This is a genomic window from Streptomyces sp. NPDC001410, from assembly GCF_042895235.1.
Lineage (GTDB): Bacteria > Actinomycetota > Actinomycetes > Streptomycetales > Streptomycetaceae > Streptomyces.
Map to the genome: position 1 here is coordinate 80,818 of NZ_JBIAWE010000019.1, position 17,076 is coordinate 97,893.

At 72.9% G+C, this 17,076-nt stretch carries 19 protein-coding genes; 12 read left to right on the plus strand and 7 right to left on the minus strand.

Translation table 11 applies throughout. The features are described from left to right. Positions 1–277: 277 nt before the first annotated feature. From ACFY3C_RS34860 to ACFY3C_RS34910, 11 genes are all read left to right on the plus strand, one after another. Positions 278–556, plus strand: coding sequence for a hypothetical protein (locus ACFY3C_RS34860; RefSeq protein ID WP_386573281.1), 279 nt, complete (start codon positions 278–280; stop codon positions 554–556). A gap of 33 nt (positions 557–589) precedes the next feature. After that, positions 590–1,015, plus strand: a complete 426-nt coding sequence (locus tag ACFY3C_RS34865; protein ID WP_386573280.1) for a phage tail protein — start codon at positions 590–592, stop codon at positions 1,013–1,015. 63 nt (positions 1,016–1,078) lie between these two features. Then, on the plus strand, positions 1,079–1,801 hold the full coding sequence (locus tag ACFY3C_RS34870) for a LysM peptidoglycan-binding domain-containing protein (protein ID WP_390773643.1): 723 nt from the start codon (positions 1,079–1,081) through the stop codon (positions 1,799–1,801). After that, positions 1,798–3,627 (plus strand): VgrG-related protein, encoded by a 1,830-nt coding sequence (locus ACFY3C_RS34875; RefSeq protein ID WP_390773644.1) that lies wholly within the window; start codon positions 1,798–1,800, stop codon positions 3,625–3,627. The genes ACFY3C_RS34870 and ACFY3C_RS34875 overlap by 4 nt, the downstream gene beginning before the upstream one ends. 39 nt (positions 3,628–3,666) lie before the next feature. Next, complete coding sequence (locus ACFY3C_RS34880) at positions 3,667–3,984, plus strand: PAAR domain-containing protein (RefSeq protein ID WP_390773645.1); 318 nt, start codon at positions 3,667–3,669, stop codon at positions 3,982–3,984. Next, the gene (locus ACFY3C_RS34885; RefSeq protein ID WP_097254132.1) at positions 3,984–4,406 is read left to right on the plus strand and encodes a GPW/gp25 family protein; all 423 of its coding nucleotides are present in this window, start codon (positions 3,984–3,986) and stop codon (positions 4,404–4,406) included. The genes ACFY3C_RS34880 and ACFY3C_RS34885 overlap by 1 nt, the downstream gene beginning before the upstream one ends. Continuing rightward, positions 4,406–6,367, plus strand: a complete 1,962-nt coding sequence (locus ACFY3C_RS34890) for a putative baseplate assembly protein (RefSeq protein WP_390773646.1) — start codon at positions 4,406–4,408, stop codon at positions 6,365–6,367. The genes ACFY3C_RS34885 and ACFY3C_RS34890 overlap by 1 nt, the downstream gene beginning before the upstream one ends. Continuing rightward, positions 6,364–6,942 (plus strand): phage tail protein, encoded by a 579-nt coding sequence (locus ACFY3C_RS34895; RefSeq protein ID WP_390773647.1) that lies wholly within the window; start codon positions 6,364–6,366, stop codon positions 6,940–6,942. Before ACFY3C_RS34890 ends, ACFY3C_RS34895 begins: the two co-directional genes overlap by 4 nt. A gap of 808 nt (positions 6,943–7,750) precedes the next feature. Continuing rightward, entirely contained in the window at positions 7,751–8,497 is a 747-nt protein-coding gene (locus ACFY3C_RS34900; RefSeq protein WP_390773648.1) for an NADase-type glycan-binding domain-containing protein, read from the plus strand. A 125-nt stretch (positions 8,498–8,622) separates the two neighbouring features. Then, positions 8,623–9,513, plus strand: coding sequence for an NAD(P)-dependent oxidoreductase (locus ACFY3C_RS34905; RefSeq protein WP_390773649.1), 891 nt, complete (start codon positions 8,623–8,625; stop codon positions 9,511–9,513). Between the two features lie 138 nt (positions 9,514–9,651). Next, on the plus strand, positions 9,652–9,927 hold the full coding sequence (locus tag ACFY3C_RS34910) for a DUF1876 domain-containing protein (protein ID WP_386573272.1): 276 nt from the start codon (positions 9,652–9,654) through the stop codon (positions 9,925–9,927). Between the two features lie 46 nt (positions 9,928–9,973). Here ACFY3C_RS34910 and ACFY3C_RS34915 read toward each other — a convergent pair whose 3' ends face one another. The 6 genes from ACFY3C_RS34915 to ACFY3C_RS34940 all read right to left on the minus strand — a co-directional run bounded on the left by ACFY3C_RS34915 (position 9,974) and on the right by ACFY3C_RS34940 (position 14,816). Next, the gene (locus ACFY3C_RS34915) at positions 9,974–11,134 is read right to left on the minus strand and encodes a serine hydrolase domain-containing protein (RefSeq protein WP_390773650.1); all 1,161 of its coding nucleotides are present in this window, start codon (positions 11,132–11,134) and stop codon (positions 9,974–9,976) included. A gap of 75 nt (positions 11,135–11,209) precedes the next feature. Next, positions 11,210–11,614 carry an organic hydroperoxide resistance protein gene (locus ACFY3C_RS34920; RefSeq protein WP_390773715.1) on the minus strand — a complete coding sequence of 135 codons (405 nt, stop codon included), beginning with the start codon at positions 11,612–11,614 and terminating at the stop codon, positions 11,210–11,212. Positions 11,615–11,781: 167 nt separating this feature from the next. After that, positions 11,782–12,258, minus strand: coding sequence for a MarR family winged helix-turn-helix transcriptional regulator (locus tag ACFY3C_RS34925; RefSeq protein WP_386573270.1), 477 nt, complete (start codon positions 12,256–12,258; stop codon positions 11,782–11,784). Further along, positions 12,255–13,016: an energy-coupling factor ABC transporter ATP-binding protein gene (locus tag ACFY3C_RS34930; RefSeq protein WP_390773651.1), complete on the minus strand. Its 762-nt coding sequence runs from the start codon at positions 13,014–13,016 to the stop codon at positions 12,255–12,257. The genes ACFY3C_RS34925 and ACFY3C_RS34930 overlap by 4 nt, the downstream gene beginning before the upstream one ends. Beyond that, complete coding sequence (gene cbiQ / locus ACFY3C_RS34935) at positions 13,004–13,765, minus strand: cobalt ECF transporter T component CbiQ (protein WP_386573268.1); 762 nt, start codon at positions 13,763–13,765, stop codon at positions 13,004–13,006. Before cbiQ ends, ACFY3C_RS34930 begins: the two co-directional genes overlap by 13 nt. 1 nt (position 13,766) lies before the next feature. Then, positions 13,767–14,816, minus strand: coding sequence for an energy-coupling factor ABC transporter permease (locus ACFY3C_RS34940; RefSeq protein ID WP_386573266.1), 1,050 nt, complete (start codon positions 14,814–14,816; stop codon positions 13,767–13,769). A gap of 149 nt (positions 14,817–14,965) precedes the next feature. Between ACFY3C_RS34940 and ACFY3C_RS34945 the strand changes: the two genes are divergently transcribed. Continuing rightward, on the plus strand, positions 14,966–15,307 hold the full coding sequence (locus ACFY3C_RS34945; RefSeq protein ID WP_386573265.1) for an SsgA family sporulation/cell division regulator: 342 nt from the start codon (positions 14,966–14,968) through the stop codon (positions 15,305–15,307). A 67-nt stretch (positions 15,308–15,374) separates the two neighbouring features. Here the strand turns inward: ACFY3C_RS34945 and ACFY3C_RS34950 are convergent, their stop codons facing one another. Continuing rightward, positions 15,375–17,039: a penicillin-binding transpeptidase domain-containing protein gene (locus tag ACFY3C_RS34950; RefSeq protein WP_390773652.1), complete on the minus strand. Its 1,665-nt coding sequence runs from the start codon at positions 17,037–17,039 to the stop codon at positions 15,375–15,377. Positions 17,040–17,076: the final 37 nt, after the last annotated feature.

Below are 17,076 nucleotides of genomic sequence, written 5' to 3' on the forward strand. Positions count from 1 at the left end.
CGTACGCCCCGCACCGCCGGGGTCGGAGACGTCCGGGCCGCTCGCCCGGGCCGCCGCCGCACCGGGGCGCCCCCTGCCGGTGACCGCCCCGCAGGCACCGCCGCTCCCGGACCGCCCGCCGGCCATGTCGGCACCGGCACCCGCATCGGAAGGGACCGTTCCCGTGGTCCGGCCGAGGAGCGTCGCGCAAGGCCCCCGATCGACGGCGGGCGGCGCCGGCGGGAACAGCCCGGCGGCATTCCCGGTCCAGCGCGAGGTCTCAGGCGCCGGGAAGACCGTGTCCAAGGGCGTACCGGCCAAGTCGGCCCCGGCGCGCGGCAAGCAGCAGCCGTCCGGCACGTCCACCACGTCCTCGACGTCGTCCACGTCCTCCGCGTCCTCCAAGTTGTCCGCCTCCAGCAAGCGCACGCCCCACCGCGCCGAGGCACCGCAGGACCCCGGCATCGACCTGGACGACCTGGCCCGCCGCCTGCTGGACCCGATGGCCCGGCTGCTGCGCACCGAGCTGCGGCGCGGCCGGGAACGCACGGGCCGCCCCTACGACGGACGCCGCTGAGGGCATGGAACGGATCGGACGGATGACGGACGGATGACGGACAACATCTTCGCGACGAGCGTGTTCTTCCGGCTCGCGATCGGCGGCAACGACCTGGGCGCCTTCCAGACCTGCTCCGGCATGGGCGCCGAGGTCGAGATGGAGAGCTACGCGGAGGGCGGCAACAACGACTTCACCTGGCAGCTCCCCGGCCGCGTGACCTGGTCGAACATCACGCTCACCCGGCCGGTCACCGCCGACACGGCGAAGATCGCCCGGTGGCTCGACGAGACGCTGAGGCGGGTGGAGCCCAAGGACGGCGAGATCGTGGCGTTGAAGCCCGACCTGACCCGGATCATCAGCTGGCAGGTGTTCGGGATCGTCCCGGTGCGCTGGCAGGGCCCGTCCTTCGACCCCAACAGCTCGCAGGCCGCGGTGGAGACCCTGGAGATCGCCCACGAGGGGCTTCGCCCTTCCTGACGCACCATCATCGCCCCTCCCGCAGCCAGTGATTCGCCCTCGTCCCGGAAAGGAAGTCCCGGCATGTCCCCAGCGTCCCGCTCCAGTCGGGCCAGGGCCCAGCTGACGCTGAAGGAGCCCCCGGCCTCCGTCGGCGCGAAGCCCGGCGGGACGATCGCGCGGCTGAACCTCCAGTTCAACCCCTCCACCCTGGAGCTGCGCAAGACCACCGAGTGGCGGCGCTCCCCGTCCCGGATGGCGGGGCAGTCGGCGCTGCCCGAGTTCGTCGGCAGCGGCCCGCGTGAGCTGAGCCTGGAGGTGTTCCTGGACGCCACCGCCACCCACGACAACTCCGTGGAACTGGCGGTGGAGAAGCTGATGAAGGCGTGCGTGCCGACTCCGGCCAGCCTCGGCCGCAAGAAGCCGGCCAGTCCGTGGGTGCGGTTCGAGTGGGGCACCGCGCGGACGACCTCGTTCGACGGGGTGCTCTCCAGCCTGTCGGTGACGTACACGCTCTTCGACGTGGACGGCAAGCCGCTGCGGGCCACCTGCGCGCTGTCGATCGAGGAGGCGAGCGTCGACCCGCCGGGCCAGAACCCGACGTCCGGCGCGCGCACCGCCCGCAGTACGCACACCGTCGTGGCGGGCGACAGCCTGGCCCTGCTGGCCTGGCGGGAGTACGGCGACGCGACGGCCTGGCGGGCCATCGCCGAGGCGAACGAGATCGACGACCCGATGGCGCTCGTACCCGGCACCGACCTGGTGGTGCCGGCGCTGCGGGACGCGGGCGCAGAGGAGGAGCGGTGAGCATATCCGGGGAACAGGGCGGCCGGTCGTTCGCGGCGGACCCGGTCGTGGAGGCACCCGGCGAACTTCCGCCGATCTGGGCCGCCCAGCTGGTGAGTTGCGTGGTGGACGAGAACGTGGGCCTGCCGGACGCGGCGGTGCTCACCTTCCGCGACCCCGACCACGAGTTCCTGACGGCGACCGGCATCACCATCGGCACCCCGCTGAAGGTGTCCGTGATGACCGTGAGCGGACAGGCCCGCGAGCGGCTGTTCAACGGCGAGGTGACGGCCCTGGAGCTGGACCGGGACCGCACGGGCTCGTTCACGGTGGTGCGCGCCTACTCCAAGGCGCACCGCCTCCAGCGCGGCCGGAAGGTGGTGGCGTACCGGAACATGACGGCGGCGGCGATCGTCCGCAAGGTGGCCGCCGGGGCCGGGCTGGCCTGCGGCACCGTGCAGGCAGCGCCCGTCACGTACAAGCAGCTGTCGCAGGCGAACGTGTCCGACTGGGACTTCCTGCAGTTCCTGGCGGCCGAGAGCGGCGCGCTGGTGCGCGTCGACGACAAGGGGCTGCTGCAGTTCACCAAGCCGCAGAAGGCGTCCGGCGCGCCCGCGCCGTCGACGTCGGCCACCCGTAACCCGATGGTGCTGGAGTACGGGCGGAACCTGCTGGCGCTGCGGGCCTCGCTGTCGGCCGCGGACGGCGCACAGCAGGTGGAGGTGCGCGGCTGGGACGTCACCACGAAGCGGCCGCTGGTGTCCCGGCAGCCGTCGGTGAACAGTGACACGGTGGTGCCGGGCCTGAGCCCGGCGTTCGCCGCCCGGTTCGGCAAGTCGTCGAAACTGACCGTGACCGACACCCCGTACCGCACCCAGGCCGAGACGACCGCGGTCGCCGACGCGGTGGCCGCACAGGTCAGCGCGGGCTTCGGCGAGCTGGAGGTGGTGGCCGAGGGCAACCCCAAGCTGCGGGCGGGCAAGCCCGTGGCGCTCGGCAACGTCGGGAAGGCGTTCTCCGGCAAGTACACGGCGACGGCGGTACAGCACGTCCTCGAACCGCAGGGCGGGTACCGGACGACGGTGTGGGTCAGTGCCAGCCCGGACCGCTCGCTCACCGGCCTGGTGACCGGAGCCAACGCGCCGTCCCGCGGCCCGCGCATGCCGGGACTTGCGATCGGCGTGGTGACCGACGTACGCGAACCGGGCGGCTCCGAGCGCGGCTCGGTGAAACTGAAGTTCCCCTGGCTGGACGACACATACGTCACCGACTGGGTGCGCACCGTGCAGTGGGGCGGCAAGGGCGGCGGTGGCGTGGTGAGCCCGGAGGTCAACGACGAGGTCCTGGTGGGCTTCGAACAGGGACTGCTGGACAGCCCGTACGTCATCGGAGGGCTCTACAACGGCGTGGACAAGCCGTCTCCGCACGACGTTCCGCTGATCGACAGGACCAGCGGGAAGGTCAACCGCCGCTCCATCGTGTCGCGTTCGGGGCACCGGATGGAGCTGCTGGACGCGAGGGCACCAGGACGCTCCGGGGTGCGGCTGATGACCGGCGACGAGCGCCTCGAAGTGTTCCTCGACGACCGGCGGGACCGGATCGAGCTGAAGGTGTATGCGGGGAAGGGCAGCCGGCAACCCCTCACCTCCGTCCAGCTCGACAGGAAGGGCATCACCCTGGACGCGGGGCGGGGCAACGTGAGCGTGTCGGGCCGGAACGTGGACATCAACGGCAGGGTCGGCGTGAAGATCGGCGGCCGCACGGTGAACGTCAGCGGCAGCTCGAACGTCACCGTCGACGGCGGTCTGCTCGGCGTCCTCAAGGCCAAGCTCATCCGCATCAACTGACCCCCTGCCCCCGAGATCTCGACTCGAAAGGAGCGCCGCATGCCCGCCGCAGCCCGTACCGGCGACCCCACCAACCACGGCGGGGTGATCGCCACCCCGCCGCCCGCCGCCGCCAGGGCGGTGGCGACCGTGCTGATCGGCGGCCGCCCCGCCGCCGTCGTGGGCAGCCTGCACACCTGCGTGGTGCCGCCGCACGCGGCCCTGGGACCGGGCAACGTGATCACGCCCAACCCGGCCGCTGCCACCCGGGGCACCGTCCTCATCGGCGGGCTGCCGGCCGCGCGGGCGCGCGACCAGACGACGTGCGGCGCCATGATCGTGACCGGCGCCCCGAACGTCCTGATCGGCGGTGTGTGATGAGCGAGCGGTTCATCGGCCGTGGCTGGGCGTTCCCGCTGCGGGTCGGGCCGACCGGCGGGATCGCCATGGTCGAACGGGAGCGGGAGATCGAGGAGGCGATCCGCCTGGTGCTCGGCACCGCGCCCGGCGAGCGCCCCATGCGACCCGAGTTCGGCTGCGGCATCCACGACTACGTTTTCGCCCCCGGTGACGGAGCCACCGCCGGACGCATCGCGCAGCAGGTGCGCGAGGCCCTGGAGCGGTGGGAGCCGCGCATCGCGGTGGACGACGTGGTGGTCGCCTTCGACGCCGTCGAGGACGGCACCCTCTACATCGACGTGCACTACACGGTGCGTTCCACCAACGACCGGCGCAACCTGGTCTTTCCCTTCTACACGATCCCCTCCGAGGAGGGGGCCGAGGAAGCGGGCGCTCACTGATGGCCCTGCCCTCCCCGAACCTGGACGACCGGCGGTTCCAGCAACTCGTCGACGAGGCCAAGCGGTACGTGCAGCAGCGCGCCCCGGAGTGGACCGACCACAACGTCTCCGACCCGGGCGTCACCCTGATCGAGACGTTCGCCTACCTCGTGGACCAGTTGCTGTACCGGCTGAACCGGGTCCCGGACAAGAACTACACCGCGTTCCTCGACCTGTTGGACATCCGTCTGTTCCCGCCCACCGCGGCCCACGCCGACGTCGACTTCTGGCTCTCGGCGCCGCAGCCCGACACGGTCGCGCTGCCTGCGGGCACCGAGGTGACCACCGCGGGCGGCGAGACTGACGAGGCCGTGGTGTTCACGACCACGGACGAACTGCGCATCGTCCCCAGCGAGTTGATACGCCTGCTGACCGCACCCCGGTCCGGTCAGCAGACCGACCGGACGGCCGTGCTCGCCGAGGGCCACGACATTCCCTGCTTCCAGGCGGCACCGGAGCCGGGCGACGCGCTGCTGTTCGGCCTGCCGGCGGCGGTGCCGCGCTGTGTCGTCGCGGTGCGCCTGGACAGCCGCGTGGAGGGCGTCGGCGTGGACCCGCGCCAGCCCCCGCTCGTGTGGGAGGCCTGGGACGGCGGCGGCTGGCAGCGCTGCGAGACCGGCACCGACACCACCGGCGGGCTGAACCGGCCCGGCGAGGTCATCGTGTACGTACCGGCCGGGCACACGGCGTCGGTGATCGGCGGGATCCGGGCCGGCTGGCTGCGCTGCCGGGTGACCGAGGCGGAGCCGGGCCAGCCGTTCTACTCGGAGTCCCCGACGGTGCGCGAGGCGGCCGTGTTCACCGTGGGCGGCACCATGTCCGTCGAGCACGCGGAGACCGTGACCGATGTGCCGCTCGGCGCCTCGGAAGGGGTCTCGGGGCAGACGTTCCGGCTCGGCCGCCCGCCGGTCCTCCTCGACGGCGAGCCCCCCGTGGTCGAGGTGTCCTCGGCCGAGGGGTGGCAGCGCTGGGAGGTGGTGGAGCACTTCGGCCGCTCCGGCCCCACCGACGCGCACGTCCGCGTGGACGCCACCACCGGGGAGTTCACCTTCCCTCCGGCGCTGCGCGAACCGGACGGCACGCTGCGGCAGTGCGGTGCCGTACCGCCCAAGGGCGCCCAGATACGGGTGGCCCGCTACCGCACCGGCGGCGGCCCGGCGGGCAACGTCGCCCGCGGCGCGATCTCCGTGCTGCGCAGCTCCGTCCCGTACGTCGCCCGGGTCACCAACCGGGAGGCGGCCCGGGGCGGCGTCGCCGGGGAGACCGTCGCCAACGCCAAGCTGCGGGCGCCGGAGGTGCTGCGCATGCAGGAGCGCGCGGTGACCGCCGAGGACTACGAGATCATCAGCCGCCAGGCCGCGCCCTCGGTACGCCGGGTCCGCTGTCTGCCCGCCGCGGACGGTCCGGGCGCGGTACGGGTCCTGGTGGTGCCGGACGCGGTGGCCGACGAGGGCGACGACCGGCTCCGCTTCGAGCAGCTGATCCCCTCGGACCAGGTGCTCGAAGCGATCACCAAGAGCCTCGACGAGCGGCGCCTGATCGGCACCCGCCTCGTGGTGGAGCCGCCGGTGTACCAGGGCGTCACCGTGGTGGCTCGGCTCGCGGCGGCGCCGGGCGACACCGACCGGGTGCGCGACGCGGCGCTGGACGCGCTGTTCCGGCACCTCAACCCGCTGAACGGCGGTCCGGACGGCACCGGCTGGCCGTTCGGGCGGCCGGTGCAGTACGGCGACGTCTTCGGCGTCCTGCAGCGCGCCACCGGCAATGCGCTGGTGGAGGAGATCCGGCTGTTCCCCGCCGACCCGATCACCGGCCGGCGCGGCGCCCCGTCGGACCGCATCGACGTGGCCCCGGGCGCGCTGGTCTTCTCCTACCAGCACCAGGTGGTCGTCACGGCCGTCGATCCGGAGGCGCGGGGATGAGCCGCGCCGCCGTGCCCGGCCTGCCGAGCAGGTACCCGATCGGCGAGCAACTGCCCGCCCTGTACGCCGACGACGACTTCGCGCAACGCTTCACCGCCGGTCTCGACACCGTCCTCGCCCCGGTGTTCGCGACCCTCGACAACCTGCCCGCCTACCTCGACCCCCGGGTGACCCCGACCGACTTCCTGGCCTGGCTGGCGTCGTGGGTGGGCGTAGCGGACGACCCGCAGTGGCCCGTGGAACTGCGCCGCGAGGCGGTCGTCCGCGCGGTGGAGCTGCACCGGTGGCGCGGCACCAGGCGTGGCCTGGTCGAGGCCCTGCACCTCGCGCTCGGCGTGCACGCCGAGGTGACCGGCGACGGCGGCGCGACGTGGTCGAGCACCGCGGGTGCCGAGCTACCGCCGGACCCGGGCGCCGAGGTCCTGGTCCGGGTGTGGCCGGCCCGCGAGGCGCGGGTCGACGTGGTCAGGGTCGACGTGGTCAGGGTCCGCGAGATCGTCCGGGCCATGTGCCCGGTGCACATGGCCTTCCGGGTGGAGGCCCTGCCCGCCCCGCCCGCCGACGAAGGGAGGTGACGTCATGCGCGCGTGTCCCGCGTGCGGGGCGTCCAACGACCCCACGGACGACTTCTGCGGCAACTGCGGCGCGTACTTGGGCTGGTCCGACTCCAGCACGCCTTCGCCGACAGCCGCGGAGCCGCCCGCGCCGAACACATCTCCGGCACCTGGGCCGCCGGCCTCGGGTACACGTGCGGCGCCGGGGCGGCCGGCCTCGGGTACGGGTGAGGCACCTGGGCTGTCGGCTTCGGGTACGCGTGCGGCGCCGGGGCGGCCGGCCTCGGGTACACGTGCGGCGCCGCCGCAGCCATCGACCCCGGGTACACCTGCGCCGCCGGAGCCGTCGCCCCCGTCCTCGGAGCCTCCGTCCGAGTCCGCCTCCGCGTCCGCGCCCGCCTCCACGCCCACCCCGGCGCCCGCCGCGCGCACCCGCACCTCATCGCTGCGCGACCGGCTGACCGGCCGCGGTCGCGGTGAGGCGAGGGGGACGAGCACCCCGGATACCGAGGGCTCCGGCGCCGCCCCCGGCCGCACCGAGACCACCCCTCCGCCCCAATCCGCCGCGGACGAACCGCCCGCAACCCGCGGCCCCGCCGCTGCCACGACGAACGAACCGCCGGCCGCCGACGGCGAGGACGCCCCACAGGGGCCACCCGCACTCGACGACGAAATCCGCACGGGTGGTGCGGGTGGGAACAACCCGGCCGAAGGCGAAGCCGAGGCCGCCATACCCCCCACTCCACCTGCTCCCACCATCCCGGCCCGCGCGCCGCAGGCACCCGCACCGGCGCCGGACCCCATCGGCCCCGTACGCCCCGCGAAGCCCGTGGCCCCCCGCCCCGTCGTACGACCAGTCGCCGCGCCGGACGAAGGAACGGGACGCCCCTGCCCCGCCTGCGGCACCCTCAACCAGCCGGAACGCCGTTTCTGCCGACGCTGCGCCGCCGAGCTGACGCCCGCAGCGAAGCCCGCCCCGCTGCCGTGGTGGCGAACGGTATGGCCGTTCCGCCGCCGGACCCGCGCGGGCTCCGGCCGCGCGTTCCGGTTCTTCGTGATCCTGGCCGTCGTACTGGCGCTGTGCGCTGGCGCCTTCCTGCTGCTGCCGGCCGGACGCGCCCTGTTCGAGGACACCCGGGACAAACTGGGCAAGGCCAGGTCCGTGACCCCGGCCGAGGTCAAGGCGAGCGCAGAGGTGCGCGGGCATCCGGCGACGGACACCACGGACGGGCTGAGCAACCGCTACTGGGGCGCGCCCGGGCCGGGCGCCTCGGTGACCTACACCTTCCGCAAGCCGTTCCGGCTGGTCGACGTGATCATCACCAACGGCGCGTCCTCGTCGCCGGAGGAGTACGCCCGCCAGGCACGCGCACTCCAGCTGGACATGGAGGTGACGACACAGGACGGCGAGAAGCACCGCAAGGAGGTCACCCTCAGCGACAAACCGGGGCCCCAGACGATCCCCACCGGGATCAGCGACGCGAAGACGGTACGCCTGGTGCTCCGCTCGCCCGTCGGTCTGACCCGGGGCCGCCACCTGGCCCTGGCGGAGGTGGAGTTCTTCCAGCGGAGCTGACGGCCACCAGGCCAGGCTGGACGGACTGGTCCGCGCCGCCACCGGAAAGGAGCGGTCCTGAGGGTCGTCCGTACGAAGATGATCGCGGACGACGAGGGCAGGAACCGTACGACAGGGAGCCGTCAATGACCGACAAGCCGACCGTCAGTGTCCTGGGCACCGGCATCATGGGCGCCGCCATGGCCCGCAACCTCGCCCGCGCCGGATTCGAGGTCCGGGCGTGGAACCGCACCCGCGAGAAGGCCGAGCCGCTGGCCGCGAACGGGATCCGGGCCACGGAAACGCCCGCCGAGGCCGTCGAGGGCGCCGACGCCGTGCTGACCATGCTGTACGACGGCAACGCCGTCCTGGAGGTCATGCGCGAGGCCGCCCCGGCGCTACGTCCGGGCACGGTGTGGGCGCAGTGCACCACCGCCGGGGTCGAACTGCTCGCCGACCTGGCCGGCTTCGCGGACGAGCACGGGCTGGTGTTCTACGACGCCCCCGTCCTCGGCACCCGCCAGCCCGCCGAGGCCGGTCAGCTGACCGTGCTGGCCGCCGGGCCCGAGGAGGGCCGGAAGACGGTCACGCCCGTGTTCGACGCGGTCGGCGCCAGGACCGTGTGGACCGGTACGGACGGGGCGGCGGGCAGCGCCAGCCGGCTGAAGCTGGTCGCCAACAGCTGGGTCCTCACGGCCACCGCGGCGGCGGGTGAGGTGCTGGCCCTCTGCCAGGCCCTCGGCGTCGACCCGCAGGACTTCTTCGAACTGATCCGGGGCGGGCCGCTCGACATGGGGTACCTGCGGGCCAAGGCCACTTTGGTGCTCGACGGGAAGCTGTCCCCGGCGTCGTTCGCCGTGGCCACCGCAGCGAAGGACGCCCGGCTCATCGTGCAGGCGGGCGAGCGGGGCGGGGTCCGGCTCGACGTCGCCGCCGCGACGGCCGAACGGCTCGCCCGGGCCGCCGCGCAGGGGCACGGCGACGAGGACATGGCCGCCGCCTACTTCGCCAGCTTCGACGAGAAGCCGGGCGACTGAGCCGGCCGACTGAGCCGGGCGACTGAGCCGGCCGACTGGGCCGGCCCAAAGGCCGCGACGGGACCGATCGGGCCTCCGCATGACGTTCCGCGCGCGCGGGAGCACCCTGGTATCAGTGGTTCTCCGGAGGTGGTCGACATGATGCACACCGCTGTGGGTTGGCACGTGGAGCTGGAATTCCAGGAAGACGACACGCACACGCGCGCCGTCGCCCTGGTGCGCTTGCCCGACGGCAGCGAGGTCCGGGCCCATGGGAGCGCGAGCCGACACCGCGTCGACTCGAACCAGCCACGGGTCGGCGAGGAGATAGCGGGCGCCCGCGCGCTCAACGAACTGGCCATGGAGTTGCTGACCAAGGCCCATGGGGAGATCGATGCGGCGTCCGGCCGGACCTCGCACCCGATCAACGTGTGACGCCCAAAGGGCGCGTGCGGCGCCGCACGCGCCCTGAGCAAGCGCCCTACGCGAGCGCCGTACGCACCGCCCGCACCAGCGCCTGCGCCCTCGGGTCCGCCGTCACGCTCTTCCTGAATCCGTTGGTGACATAGCCGAAGGCGACGCCCGTCTCCGGGTCGGCGAACGCGAGGGCGCCGCCCCGGCCCGGGTGGCCGAAGGAACCGGGGGAGAGCAGCGGGGACGCGCTGCCGTGCAGCATGTAGCCGAGGCCGAACCGTGTGCCCACGACGAGGATCCGGTCCGGTCCGGCGGACTGCTCGGCGCGGGCCAGTTCCATGGTCCGGGGGGTGAACAGACGCGTGCCGCCGTCCACTTCACCGATGAGCGAGCCGTAGAAGCGCGCCAGGCCGTCGGCGGTGGCGATGCCGTTGGAGGCGGGCAGGGCGGCCGCGCGGTAGGCGGGCGCGTTCTCGTCCGGGAGCGGGGTGATCGCGGCGAAGGCGCGCCGGGTGAGGGAGTCCGGGGCGGCGTAGGCCTCGGACACGGACCGCTTCGGGCGGGTCTTCAGCGCGCCCGACGTCTGGGGTGCCTCCACGGGACCGACGCGGCCCACGCGCGCCTGCTCCGCCACGGGCAGGCCGAGCCACAGGTCGGCGCCGGCCGGCGCGGCCATCTCGTCCGCCACCCACGCGCCCACCGGCCGCCCGGTGATCCGCCGGACCAGCTCGCCGGTGAGCCAGCTGTAGGTCTGCGCGTGGTAGCCGTGGTCCGCGCCCGGCTCCCACACCGGTGCCTGCGCGGCGACGGCCGCCGCCCCGAGGTCGGGATCGGCCGCCTCCTCGGGAGTCAGCGGGCGGTCCAGTACGGGCACGCCGGCGCGGTGCGCGAGCAGGTGCCGGACGAGCGTGCGCTCCTTGCCGGCCGCCTTGTACTCGGGCCAGTACGTGCCGACCGGGGCGTCCAGGTCCAGTTCGCCGCGTTGGTGCAGCAGCAGGAGCGCGGCCGCGGCGACGCCCTTGGTCGCGGAGCGCACGACCTGTGCGGTGCCGTGCTCCCAGGGGGCCGTACCGTCCACGTCCCTGGTGCCGCCCCAGAGGTCGACGACCTTGTGGCCGTCCCGGTACACGGCGACGGCCGCGCCACGCTCCCCGAGCAGCGCGAAGTTCGCCGCGAACGCCTCCCTGACCGGCTCGAAGCCCTCGGCCACCACGCCGTTCACGTCCACGCCCGCTCATCCCTTTCGGCTCACCTTTGACAGCGCATGCAACACCCACTGTCAGCCTGGGATTCCTTTGCTGCGCTAGCCGAGGAGGATCGTTACGTCGATGTTGCCTCGGGTCGCGTTCGAGTACGGGCACACCTCGTGCGCCGCGTCCACCAGCTTCTCCGCGATCTCCCGGTCCAGGACCGGCAGCGAGACGCTGAGGGCGACCGCGAGGCCGTAGCCGTGGTGCTTGTTCGGGCCGATGCCGACCTTCGCGGCCACCGTGGAGCCGGTCAGGTCGTAGCCCGCGCGGTTGCCGACCAGGATCAGCGCGTTGTGGAAGCAGGAGCTGTAGCCGGCCGCGAACAGCTGCTCGGGGTTGGTGCCGTTGCCGTCCCCGCCCAGCTCCGGGGGCATCGCGACCTTCAGCTCGATCTGGCCGTCCTGACTGGTGACGTAGCCGTCCCGGCCACCGTGGGCGGTTGCCTCGGCGACGTACATGATCTTCGTCGGACGGGTGTCGACAGCGGTGTCAGCGGTGTCAGCGGTGACATCGGTCAAGGTTGGCCTCCCCCGGGACAAGTGGCGCACAAGTACATCGCGCACAAGGTACCGGCCGGTAGGTCGGTCTGCGTCGCCAGGGGGTGGCAACCGGGGGTAACGCGAGATCAGCGCCGGTCGGCCGCCGCGTCGGCGCGCTCGGTGAGCTTCCACAGCTCCTCGCGCAACCGCGTGATCTCCTGCGTTTCCAGCCCCGTGGTCGTGAGCAGCGCGCCGGGCACGCGAGCCGCGCGCTCCTTGAGCTGCTCCCCGCGCCCGGTGCACGCGACGAGCACCGAGCGCTCGTCGTCCGCCGCGCGCTCCCTGTGCACCAGGCCCGCCCCCTCCAGCCGCTTCAGCAGCGGCGAGACGGTGCCGTAGTCCAGGCGCAGGGCGCCCGCCAGCTCCTTCACGCTGGTCTCACCGCGCTCCCACAGGACCAGCAGCACGAGGTACTGCGGGTAGGTGAGCCCCAGGTCGTCGAGGAGCGGGCGGTACGCGGCGGTCACGGCGCGCTGTGCCGCGTACAGCGCGAAGCACAGCTGGTCGTCCAGCAGCAGCGACCCGGCGGCCCCTTTGTCGTCTCGGTCGTCTTGACGCGTCACGCGCCCATTGTCACGGACTTCGGGGCGAAGCCGAACGGCAGCTCCAGCCGGTGCGCCCGCATCAGGGCGTCGTCGCAGAGCAGCTCGCCGGTCGGGCCGTCCGCCGCGATCACGCCGTCGCTCAGGATCAGCGAGCGCGGGCACAGCTCCAGGGCGTACGGCAGGTCGTGCGTGACCATGAGGACCGTCACGTCCAGGGAGCGCAGGATGTCGGCGAGTTCACGCCGGGAGGCCGGGTCGAGGTTGGAGGACGGCTCGTCCAGGACCAGGATCTCCGGCTCCATCGCGAGCACGGTCGCGACCGCGACCCGGCGGCGCTGGCCGAAGGACAGGTGGTGCGGCGGCCGGTCGGCGAAGTCCTGCATGCCGACCTGCTCCAGGGCCGTGCGCACCCGCTCCTCCAGCGCCGCCCCCTTGATTCCGGCGGCGGCCGGCCCGAACGCCACGTCCTCCCGCACGGTCGGCATGAACAGCTGGTCGTCGGGGTCCTGGAAGACGATGCCGACCTTCTGCCGGATCGCCGCCATGTGCTGCCTGCCGACCGGCAGCCCGGCCACGGTCACCGTGCCGGTGCCGCCGCCCAGGATGCCGTTCAGGTGCAGGACGAGGGTGGTCTTGCCGGCGCCGTTCGGGCCGAGCAGCGCGACCCGTTCGCCGCGCCCGATCGAGAAGTCCACGCCGAACAGGGCCTGATGGCCGTCGGGATAGGCGAACGCGAGGCCGGAGACCTCCAGGGAAGCAGTACTCACAGGACCCATCCCAGCAGACGGACGACGAGGGCGGCGCAGGGGAGTGCGAGGGCGTACGACCACTCGGCCCGGGACGCGGTCACCTCGTCGATGACCGGCATCGAGCCGGCGTACCCCCGGCTCACCATGGCCAGGTGCACGCGCTCCCCGCGCTCGTAGGAGCGGATGAACAGCGCGCCGGCGGACTTGGCGAGCACGCCCCAGTGCCGTACGCCCCGCGCCTCGAAGCCGCGCGACTCGCGGGCGATCCGCATCCGGCGCATCTCGTCGGTGATGACGTCGCCGTAGCGGATCATGAACGAGGCGATCTGCACGAGCAGCGGCGGCAGCTTCAACCGCTGCAGCCCGAGCAGCAGTTCGCGCAGCTCGGTGGTGGCGGCCAGCAGCACGGAGGCGGCGACGCCGAGCGTGCCCTTGGCGAGCACGTTCCAGGCGCCCCACAGCCCGTTCACGCTGAGCGAGAGGCCCAGCACATGCACCCGCTCGCCCTCCGCCACGAACGGCATGAGGACCGCGAACGCCACGAACGGCACCTCGATCAGCAGCCGTCCGAGCAGGAAACCGGCGGGCACGCGCGCGCGGTACGCGACGTACGCGAGCAGGACGGCGTACGCCGCGAACGCCCACATCGCCTCGCGCGGGGTGGACACCACGACCACGACGAAGGCGAACGCGGCCGCCAGCTTGGTGTGCGGAGGCAGGGCGTGCACGGGGGAGTGCCCGTGCCGGTAGAGCCGGTGCGCGTGTCCCGCTCCCATGTCACACGCCCGTGTTCACGTTCACGGGCGAGACGTCCGCGCCGCGGCGCCTGCGCACGGCCCAGAACACCGCGCTGCCCGCGACGACCGTGACGCCGACGCCGATCACGCCCGCGACGCCGCCGGACAGCCGGGCGTTCGAGACGTCCTTGACGCCGTAGCCGGCGAGCGGGGAGTCGGCCGCCGCGTGCTGCTCGGTCCTCTTGTCGATGCCCTGGTCGCGCGCGACCTTCTCCAGGCCGTCGGGGTCGGCGGAGGCGTAGAAGCTCACGAAGCCGGCGAGCACCAGCGACGCGACCAGTCCGGAGATCCACAGGGTGCGCCGGGAGGTGCGCGCCGCGACGGGTGCCGTGGGCGCCGGAGCGTCCACCAGCGTGCCGTTCACGCGCAGCTTGAGCCGCTGCTGCAGGCCGCGCGCGCCGTGCACCAGATCCGGGCGGACGGCGATGACGGCGCTCACCGTGAGCGCGGTGATCACGGCCTCGCCGATGCCGATCAGCACATGGACGCCGATCATCGCGGTCGCCACCTTGCCGATGGCGACGTCCGTGGTGCCGCCGACCGCGTACATGAGCGTGAAGGCGACGGCGGCGGCCGGCACGGAGACCAGCGCGGCCACGAAGGAGGCGACGGTGACCGAGCGCCGCTTGCGCGGCAGTACGGCGAGCAACGCGCGGAAGACGGCGTACGACACCACGGTCGTGACGATCGCCATGTCGGTGATGTTCACGCCGAGCGCGGTCAGCCCGCCGTCGGCGAACAGCACGCCCTGCATGAGCAGCACGACCGACACACACAGCACGCCCGTGTACGGGCCGACCAGGATCGCGGCGAGTGCACCGCCCAGCAAGTGGCCGCTGGTGCCTGCCGCCACCGGGAAGTTCAGCATCTGTACGGCGAAGATGAACGCCGCCACCAGGCCGGCCAGCGGGGCCGTCCGCTCGTCGAGCTCGCGGCGGGCGCCGCGCAGGCTCACCGCGAGGGCGCCGGCGGCGACCACTCCGGTGACCGCGGAGGCGGGGGCGTCGATGAATCCGTCAGGTACGTGCACCGTACGATTTTAGAGGCTTGTTGCGAACCTTTTGCAAGAGAGACGTAGTCTCGCTCCCTCGCCGGGCGCGAACCGGAAAATATGGCACATTGGATGGAAAGCGGACGCACGACTTCCGCGTAGGTCACAGAACGTGAGAGGGCGGTCCGATGTCTGTAGTCGAGCAGTACGCGCGCGCCCACATCGTCACGGACGAGGAGGACCCGGGGGCCGTACCCGTCATGCTGCGGTACGACCCCGACACCGATCCACGATCGGTCCGGGTCGGCCTGCCCGGACCGCACCACGAGTGGACCTTCTCGCGTGCGCTGCTCGAACGGGGACTGCGGTCGCCGGCCGAGAGCGGCGACGTACGCGTGTGGCCCTGCGGGCGCGTCCAGGCCGTCGTGGAGTTCCACTCCGCACACGGCGTGGAGGTGGTGCAGTTCGAGTCGAAGACGCTGCTCCGGTTCCTGCGCCGGACGTACACCGCCGAGCCCGTCGGCCGCTGACGCCTCCCGGACCGCTCGACCGTCCAGCTCAGCCGCTCGCCTCGGCCGCCCTGCTCGGCCGCCTTGCTCAGCCGCCCATTTTCAGCAGCGCCGCGACGATCGGACCAGCCGTGTCGCCGCCGTGGCCGCCAGCCTGGACCACGCCCGCCGCGGCGAGGTCGCCCCGGTACGCGGTGAGCCAGCCGTTCGGCTTCTTCTGGCCGTCGACCTCGGCGGAGCCCGTCTTCGCGCCGTAGTCCGGGCCGAGGCCCGACATCGCCTTGGCCGCCGTGCCGTACGCCGCCGTGTACTGCATGACGTCCTTCAGCTGGGCCTGCGTCTTCGACGACATGGTGCGCGAGGCCTTCGCCAGCGTGCGGTGGTCCACCGTGGGGGCCACCAGGTACGGCTGGCGGAAGACGCCCGACTCCACCGTCGCCGCCACCGACGCCATGTTCAGCGGGTTCATGCGCACCCCGCCCTGCCCGATCAGCGAGGCGCCCATCTGCGCGCCGCTCTGCACCGGGACGGCGCCGTCGAACGACGGGACGCCGATGGCCCAGTTGTTCAGGCCGAGGCCGTAGACCTCCTGCGCCTCCTTCGTCAGGTCGCTGTTGGACAGCTTCGGCGCGAAATTGATGAAGGCGTTGTTGCAGGAGGCCCCGAAGCTCAGCTTGAACGTGCCCTTCTTGATCTCGGAGTCGGCGTCGTTGTGGAACGTCCAGCCGGCGAGCTTGTACTTCTTGGGGCAGGGGTGCGATGCCTCGGGGGTGACGAGCCCCTTCTCGAACAGCATCGTCGACGTCACGATCTTCATCGTGGAGCCGGGCGCCAGGGAGCCCTGGAAGGCGGTGTTGAAGCCGTGCCCGCTGTTGGCGACCGCGAGGATCTCACCGGTCGACGGCCGCAGGACCACCACCGAGGCCCGCGCCCGCGTCTCGACCTGCTTCTCGGCGGCCGCCTGAAGCGTCGGGCTCAGCGTCGTCTTCACCGTGCCCGGCGTACCCTTGCTCAGCTCCACGAGCGTCTTGTCGGACAGCTTGGCCGCCTCCGACGCCTTGCCGCGCACGACGCGCAGCTCCACGCCCGCCTTGCCGCCCGCCTTCTTGCCGTACTTCTCCCGCAGCCCGTCCAGGACCGTGCCCAGCGACGGGTACTCGGCGGTCGTCAGTTCCCCGCCGTCGCGGTCCAGCGCCTTGACCGGCGGGGTGCCGGACTCGCCGGTGACGAGCGTGTCGCCGTCCTTCAGGTCCGGGTGGACCACCGAGTCGTGCCAGTCGACCAGCGGCTCTCCGTCGCTCGGCCGCCGCACCACGGTGAGCGAACTTCCGTACGCGAGCGGCTTGCTGAGGCTCTGGTACGACACCGTCGCCTTGACGGAGAACGGCACCTTGGCGCCGGTGGCGGCGCCGGCGGTGAGCGTGACGTCCTTCAGGTGGGCGTCCTTGGTGTAGCCGGTGAGCAGTGCGGTGGCGGCGGACGGGTCGTCGGTGGCGGCCGCCGCCTCGGTGGTCCGGCCCTGCTGCCAGGCGGTGAGGAAGCGGGTGGAGGCCGTGCGGACCTCGGCGGCGGTGAGCGGTCCGGTCTTGACGGCCTTGTGGTCGGCCGTGGACGACTGCTCGTCGGCCGACGCGCCGCCGTCGGTGAGCGCGTAGACGCCGAACCCGGCGCCGACGACGACCACGGCGATCATCCCGCCGAGCACGGCGGGGTTGGTCTTCCGTCGCTCGGCGACGCGCCTTCTCTTGCCCACTTCCTCAGTTCCTCCGCGCTTTCCCCAGGGTCCCCGC